Annotated in this window: 9 protein-coding genes and 1 pseudogene; 1 reads left to right on the plus strand and 9 read right to left on the minus strand. The window is 58.4% G+C overall.

Features of this window, described 5'->3' with window-relative positions; translation table 11 throughout:
- From ACILQA_RS09005 to ruvB, 5 genes and pseudogenes are all read right to left on the minus strand, one after another.
- Positions 1 to 608 (minus strand): annotated as a pseudogene (locus ACILQA_RS09005) (hypothetical protein); the annotation flags it as partial.
- Between the two features lie 10 nt (positions 609 to 618).
- The gene (tolR, locus tag ACILQA_RS09010) at positions 619 to 1,080 is read right to left on the minus strand and encodes a protein TolR (protein WP_395629399.1); all 462 of its coding nucleotides are present in this window, start codon (positions 1,078 to 1,080) and stop codon (positions 619 to 621) included.
- 2 nt (positions 1,081 to 1,082) lie between these two features.
- Positions 1,083 to 1,775: a protein TolQ gene (tolQ, locus tag ACILQA_RS09015; protein WP_395629400.1), complete on the minus strand. Its 693-nt coding sequence runs from the start codon at positions 1,773 to 1,775 to the stop codon at positions 1,083 to 1,085.
- A gap of 7 nt (positions 1,776 to 1,782) precedes the next feature.
- The gene (locus tag ACILQA_RS09020; RefSeq protein WP_395629405.1) at positions 1,783 to 2,235 is read right to left on the minus strand and encodes a YbgC/FadM family acyl-CoA thioesterase; all 453 of its coding nucleotides are present in this window, start codon (positions 2,233 to 2,235) and stop codon (positions 1,783 to 1,785) included.
- A gap of 90 nt (positions 2,236 to 2,325) precedes the next feature.
- Complete coding sequence (gene ruvB, locus ACILQA_RS09025) at positions 2,326 to 3,351, minus strand: Holliday junction branch migration DNA helicase RuvB (RefSeq protein WP_395629401.1); 1,026 nt, start codon at positions 3,349 to 3,351, stop codon at positions 2,326 to 2,328.
- Between the two features lie 264 nt (positions 3,352 to 3,615).
- Here ruvB and ACILQA_RS09030 point away from each other — a divergent pair, with 264 nt between their 5' ends.
- Complete coding sequence (locus ACILQA_RS09030) at positions 3,616 to 3,933, plus strand: GIY-YIG nuclease family protein (RefSeq protein WP_395629406.1); 318 nt, start codon at positions 3,616 to 3,618, stop codon at positions 3,931 to 3,933.
- Positions 3,934 to 3,992: 59 nt separating this feature from the next.
- Here the strand turns inward: ACILQA_RS09030 and ruvA are convergent, their stop codons facing one another.
- The 4 genes from ruvA to ACILQA_RS09050 form a co-directional block, all read right to left on the minus strand.
- Positions 3,993 to 4,601: a Holliday junction branch migration protein RuvA gene (gene ruvA / locus ACILQA_RS09035; protein WP_395629402.1), complete on the minus strand. Its 609-nt coding sequence runs from the start codon at positions 4,599 to 4,601 to the stop codon at positions 3,993 to 3,995.
- Between the two features lie 159 nt (positions 4,602 to 4,760).
- Entirely contained in the window at positions 4,761 to 5,231 is a 471-nt protein-coding gene (gene ruvC / locus ACILQA_RS09040) for a crossover junction endodeoxyribonuclease RuvC (protein WP_183939161.1), read from the minus strand.
- The gene (locus tag ACILQA_RS09045) at positions 5,228 to 5,971 is read right to left on the minus strand and encodes a YebC/PmpR family DNA-binding transcriptional regulator (protein ID WP_395629403.1); all 744 of its coding nucleotides are present in this window, start codon (positions 5,969 to 5,971) and stop codon (positions 5,228 to 5,230) included. Before ACILQA_RS09045 ends, ruvC begins: the two co-directional genes overlap by 4 nt.
- A 169-nt stretch (positions 5,972 to 6,140) precedes the next feature.
- The coding region (locus ACILQA_RS09050; RefSeq protein ID WP_395629404.1) for a DUF2312 domain-containing protein at positions 6,141 to 6,373 on the minus strand (233 nt) is incomplete at its 5' end.

The raw sequence follows: 6,373 nt of genomic DNA on the forward strand, positions 1-6,373 counted from the left end.
TTGTTGATGTCGATACCCGACGGCGCGCATGCCCGAACGCGGCTGCGGATTTGGCCAGCGATGCTGATGCCGACTGACCGGCGCACTTCGGGCGCGGTCTTTGCAGCAGGCGTGCCAACGGCTTTGCCAGCGCCAGGGGCCTTGCCGATATTGTTGATGCTGTCTTCGAAATTGCGGCTGAGCCCGCCGGGCTTGGCTGGCGTTGACCCTTTGCCGCTGGTGGCGGCTGCTTTCACCGTTTTCGGCGGCGTGGCAGCGGTCTTCACCGGCTCTTTCTTGGCCGCAACCTTCGCAAGGGGCGGCGCAGTGTCGGGCTTTGCGGGCTTCTGCACCGGCTTGGCCACCGGCTTTTCGATTTGTATCACCGGGGTTGGGGCAGGGGGCGGTTCGCTCGGCGCGGTGTCCCCAGCGGCTGGCGGTGCGGATTCTTCCTGAATGGCGTCGGGCGCAGTCGAGACATCGGCAATTTCACCCACCAGCGAAACCGAAATCGATTCTGGCTTTTTGATGGTGTCCGCGGATGCCAAAAGACCTAGGCCAAATGCGCCCAGCAATATGACATGGCCGCCAATCGCAGCGCCCAGTCCGACTTTCTCGACCCGATCCATCGCCATATCGTTAGTTTTCGCCAGATGAACCAGTGGTGACCAAGCTCACGCTATTCAGTCCAACACGGTTCAGCTCGCCCATCACGCGCATCATTTGCCCGTAGCTAATCGATGTATCCCCGCGCAGCATGATCGGGCGTGGCTTTGCCGCGTCTTGTGCGCCGGCGATTTCTTCCAGCCGTGCGGGCAGTTCACTGGGGGCTACCAGTGTGCCATCGATATAGGTTGTGCCGGATTGATCGATGGCGATTTCGATGGGCTCCTCCGGCTGCTCAAGCGCGTTGGCGCGGCTTTCGGGAAGCTCAACCGGAACGCCGGTGACGAGCATGGGCGCAGTAACCATGAAGATGATCAACAGAACGAGCATGACATCGACAAAGGGCGTGACGTTGATGTCCGCCATGGGCGCGCGCCGTCCGCCGCGACGCCTGCCGCGGCCACCGCTTCGGCCCGAAGATATGTTCATGGCCATCGTTAAACCTCATGCTCCAACTCACGCGACAGCGTTCCGTGGAAACCGTCGGCAAAACGGCCCATACGGGCTTCATATTGGTTCAGCCGGTGCGAAAATCGGTTATAGGCGATGACCGCCGGAATGGCGGCGAACAGACCAATGGCGGTCGCGAAAAGCGCCTCGGCAATGCCGGGCGCGACGACGGCCAGGCTTGAATTTTGTTCGGCGGCAATCGCGGCAAAGCTGCGCATGATGCCCCAGACGGTTCCGAACAGGCCAATAAAGGGTGCGACCGATCCTGTGGTCGCCAGAAAGTTCAAACGGTTGGCCAAACGGTCGGTCTCTGCCGCAATCATTGCGTCCATCGTTGTTGAGAGCCGCTCGCGCGTTCCGGCACGGTCAATTGTTTTGCCGTTGGTCGAACGCCGCCATTCCGTCATGCCTGCGGCAAATACCTTGGCGACGGGCAATGCGCTCTTGCTATATGTTTTGGCGAAAGCCGCGATGTCATTGCTTTCCCAAAATTCGCTTTCAAACGTCTCGCTCTGGCGGCTGATGCCCGACATTTTGATCATGAAGCTGAAGATGATTGTCCACACCCAAATGCTGGACAGCGCGAGGCCGATGATCACGGCCTTGACCACAAGATCAGCGTCGAGAAACAGTTTAATCGGTGAAAAACCCATATTTTGGGTCGCGATGAGCAGGTCCATTATCTTCCTATTCTGCGTGTCGGTTTAAGATGGGCTGAAACGCCGCAACCCAATGCGCGGGTTGTCGGCGTGGCTTGCCGTCGGGTGAAACAAAGGCAGCGGTCACCCGCGCCGTGGTCAGTATTTCATCGCCGCGCATGACTGTTTGATGAATATCACAACTTGCCGCGCGCACAGCCTCAACGGTGCTGACAACAACCAAGGCATCGTCAAAATGGGCGGGGCGTCGATATGTGATGTTCATTTCGGTGACTGCATAGGCGCCTTGGCCGTCCGCATGCACGCTTCGCTGGTCAATGCCGACACAGGCCAGCATGTCCGAACGGGCGCGCTCCATGAAATGCAGATAGCGCGCATGATAGACCACACCCGAAAAATCGGTGTCCTCAAAATAGACCCGCACGGCAAACAGGTGCTGCGTGCCGTCGAAATGGCCGTGATAGGGGGTGGGCATGGGCATCATGAATTTTGTTAACCACTTTAGAGTCCGGCGGGAAGGCTTTTTAAAGAACGTATCCGCAATTGGTCGCCTTAGGGACTCGGCACATCGCTATGTATCAAATAATCCGTCCTGCGATCCTGCGGGCGGGTTGAGGCCAAGATGTTTCCAACCAGGGGCGTTGAGGCAACGGCCACGCGCTGTGCGGGCGATAAGGCCAAGTTGCAGCAAATAAGGCTCAACGACATCCTCAATGGTGTCGCGCGGTTCGGACAGACCAGCGGCCAATGCTTCGACGCCGACGGGGCCACCGCGATAAATGTCGGCGATCATGTGCAGATAGCGCCGGTCCATGGCATCAAGACCGAGGGCATCAACCTCCAACCGGTTGAGCGCGCTATCGGCGATTTTTGCGGTGACGACGGGTTCGCCTGCGACATTGGCAAAGTCACGGACGCGGCGCAGCAAGCGACCCGCGATCCGCGGCGTGCCGCGTGCGCGTTTGGCAATCTCGTTCGCGCCATCGGGCGCAATGCCAAGGTCAAGCAAGCGCGCGGCGCGGGTTACGACCAGCTCAAGCTCGCTATGCGTGTAGAAATTGAGCCGCACCGGAATGCCAAAGCGGTCACGCAAGGGCGTGGTCAGCAAACCCTGCCGCGTGGTTGCACCGACCAGCGTAAACGCAGGCAAATCAATCCGCACCGAACGCGCCGATGGCCCTTCGCCAATCATGATATCCAGCGCACGGTCTTCCATCGCGGGGTAGAGGATTTCCTCAACCACGGGGCTGAGCCGGTGGATTTCGTCAATGAACAGGACGTCGCCATCTTCCAAATTGGTGAGCAACGCCGCCAGATCGCCCGATTTGGCGATGACCGGACCCGATGTGGCGCGGAAACCAACGCCCATTTCCTTGGCCACAATCTGCGCCAATGTCGTCTTGCCAAGTCCGGGCGGGCCAAAGAACAGCACATGGTCCAACGGCTGCCCGCGTCCCTTTGCCGCCTCAATAAATACGCGCAAATTGTCCCGCGCGGCCGCTTGTCCGATGAACTCGGCGAGCGTTTTGGGACGCAGCGCGGCGTCGATATCTTCCGGTCGTTTGTCCGGCGTGGTGAGGCGGTCGTCGTCAGTCATGAGTTTGATACCGTCGCCCTTGATTGTCACCCAAGGGTGCTTGCGCCCTTCCCAGACCGAATAACGCGGCTGGGAAGTCCGTGCCTGCAAATGCGCCGGTGGCTGTGCGGGTCACTGCGCGGACCCCACTTTGCTATTGCGCGATAGCCCCTGAAACACGTTCAGGGTGACGGCGTGGGGGTTTGAATTCATGTGAAACATTTTACCAAAATTTACGTCACCCTGAACTTGTTTCAGGGTCCATTTTGCAGCACTTTCCAGCGCGTGAGAGATGAAAAAACGCCTTGCGTATACATAGTTGCGAGCAAGCATTATGGATCGCTGTACATTGGCGTCACGTCCGACCTGCTGAAGCGGCTTTCGCAGCATCGCGGCGGTATGACGCCGGGACATGCTTCCAAATATGCCATTTACCGGCTGGTGCATTTTGAAGTTTTTGGCACGATGGAGACGGCGATTGCGCGCGAGAAGCAGCTGAAAAATTGGCGCCGCGCTTGGAAGATTAACCTGATTAATGACGGGAATCCGCATTGGGTGGATCTGGCGGTTGGGTTGGGTTTGCCGCCGATAGCGCAGGAATAGTTGCCCGATGGACCCTGAAACAAGTTCAGGGTGACGGATGAGAAATGCAGCGGTGCGGGTCACCGCGAAGCCCGCTTCAACGCAAGCCGGACCAGTGCATCGAGCGTCGCATCGGGGCCGAGTTCTTCGACTGCCTGCGCCACGGCATTTCCGGCCTCACCGGGTTTGAAGCCCAGATTGGCAAGTGCGGACATGGCGTCCTGTGCATGGTTGCCGGCCGCTGCGCCCGTGGGCATCAGTTTCGCTCCGCCGCCGATGCCGGCGAGCGCGCCGACCTTGTCCTGCAATTCATTGACGATGCGGCTCGCAAGCTTGGGGCCAACACCGTTTGCGCGCGCCACCATAGCCGCGTCGCCGCTGCCGATGGCGAGCGCGAGGTCGGCGGGTTCGATGGCAGAGAGGATGGCCAAGCCAACCTTGCCGCCAACGCCTTGCACGCCCGTCAGCAACCGGAACCAGTCGCGTTCTTCGCGCGTGGCAAAGCCGATGAGGCGCATGTCGTTTTCCGACACCTGCATTTCGGTGAATACGGTGGCGAAATCATCCGTCTTGCCCAAGGCCGATAGCGTCCGCGCGCTCGCCTGCACCAGATAGCCGACGCCGTTGACGTCGATTACCAGATGGTCGACGCCCGTTTCATCAATGCGGCCATATAGCTTTGCAATCATTATCGCGGGTTAGCTGTTCGTTACAAAATCGGCAAGCAAAAGAGAACATCGTGGGAACAGAAACTTTGTTTCCCGCAAAGGCGCGGAGGACGCAGAGATTATAATATATAACTTTATGGGCTAGAAACTCTGCGCTCTCTGCGCCTCTGCGGGAACCCATCAACCCCTAAAGTGATGCGCGTGGGTGATCGCAACCGCGAGCGCATCAGCTGCATCTGGCCCCGCCAGCTTCAGCCCCGGCAGCAGGATGCGGAGCATCGCTTGCACCTGTTCTTTTTCGGCCTTGCCCGTGCCAACGACCGATTTTTTTACGAGCCGCGTGGCATATTCAGTCACGGGCGTGCGGTTGCGCGCAGCGCCCAAAAGGACGACGCCGCGTGCTTGCCCAAGCTTCAGCGTCGATTGCGGGTTTTTGTTAACGAACACTTCTTCGACCGCCGCATAATCGGGCCGGAAGTGATCGAGTACAGCGCTCAGTTTCTCGTCCAAAATTACGAGACGGTTCGCCAAGGGCAGCTTGGCATCGGTTGTAATCTCGCCATTGTCGATATGCGAAAGGCGGTTGCCTTCCTTGCGGATGACGCCCCAGCCGGTCGTGCCCAAGCCGGGGTCGAGACCGAGAATAATCATCCCAGCTTCGCCATCACCTCGTCGGAAACGTCATAATTGCCCCAGACGGTCTGCACGTCGTCATCATCTTCCAAGGCATCGATCATCTTGAGCAAGGTCGCGGCATTGGCTTCGTCGACTTCGACCAAAACCTGCGGTTTCCATGCGAGCTTGGCGCTTTCTGCCTCGCCAAGTGTCGCTTCGAGCGCCTTGGCGACTTCATGCAGGCTGTCCATCGCGGTCCAGATGCTGTGTTCGTCTTCGCTCGATTCCACATCTTCTGCGCCCGCTTCCAGTGCCGCTTCAAAGACGCTGTCGGCGTCGCCTGCGCTGATGGGGTACGTGATCAGGCCCATGCGGTCGAACCCGTGGCTCACCGCGCCGGATGCGCCAAGATTGCCGCCATTTTTGCTGAATGCCGTGCGCACATTTGTCGCGGTGCGGTTGCGGTTGTCGGTCAATGCCTCAACGATAATGGCAACGCCGCCGGGGCCATAGCCTTCATAGCGCATTTCATCATAGCTTTCCGCATCGCCGCCGATTGCCTTATCGATTGCGCGCTGGATATTATCCTTAGGCATCGATTGTGCCTTGGCCGCATTCACCGCAAGGCGAAGGCGCGGGTTCATGTCGGGATCGGGCATGCCCATTTTCGCCGCCACGGTAATTTCGCGCGACAGCTTCGAAAATTGCGCCGAACGCTTCTTGTCCTGCGCGCCCTTACGATGTTGGATATTCTTGAATTTGCTATGGCCTGCCATGGCTCTGCTCTTCTCTGGCTAAAGGATATGAAGCCGCGCCCTTACATCAGGCACGCGCCATTGGGCAAGACATCTGCTTCAGCGCAACTGAACCGCAGTCCCCGACACAATGTCATCCTGAAACATGTCCAGGATGACGGGTCTTTTCGGCAATGAAGCCAAGCGGAAATTATGCCAGACCAAGCGCCGATTTGTAAGTATCCAAAATGGCTTCCATTTCTTGGCGGTCGTCCTGGCTCATTTTACGCAGGCGTACGATCTGACGCATGATTTTTGCGTCATAGCCTTGGCTCTTGGCTTCGCTGTAAACGTCACGAATGTCGTCGGCGATGCCCTTTTTCTCTTCTTCCAGACGCTCAATGCGTTCAATGAAAAGACGCAGTTGATCGGCGGCGATATTGC

Source organism: Sphingorhabdus sp. (genome assembly GCF_044239005.1).
Lineage (GTDB): Bacteria > Pseudomonadota > Alphaproteobacteria > Sphingomonadales > Sphingomonadaceae > Sphingorhabdus_B.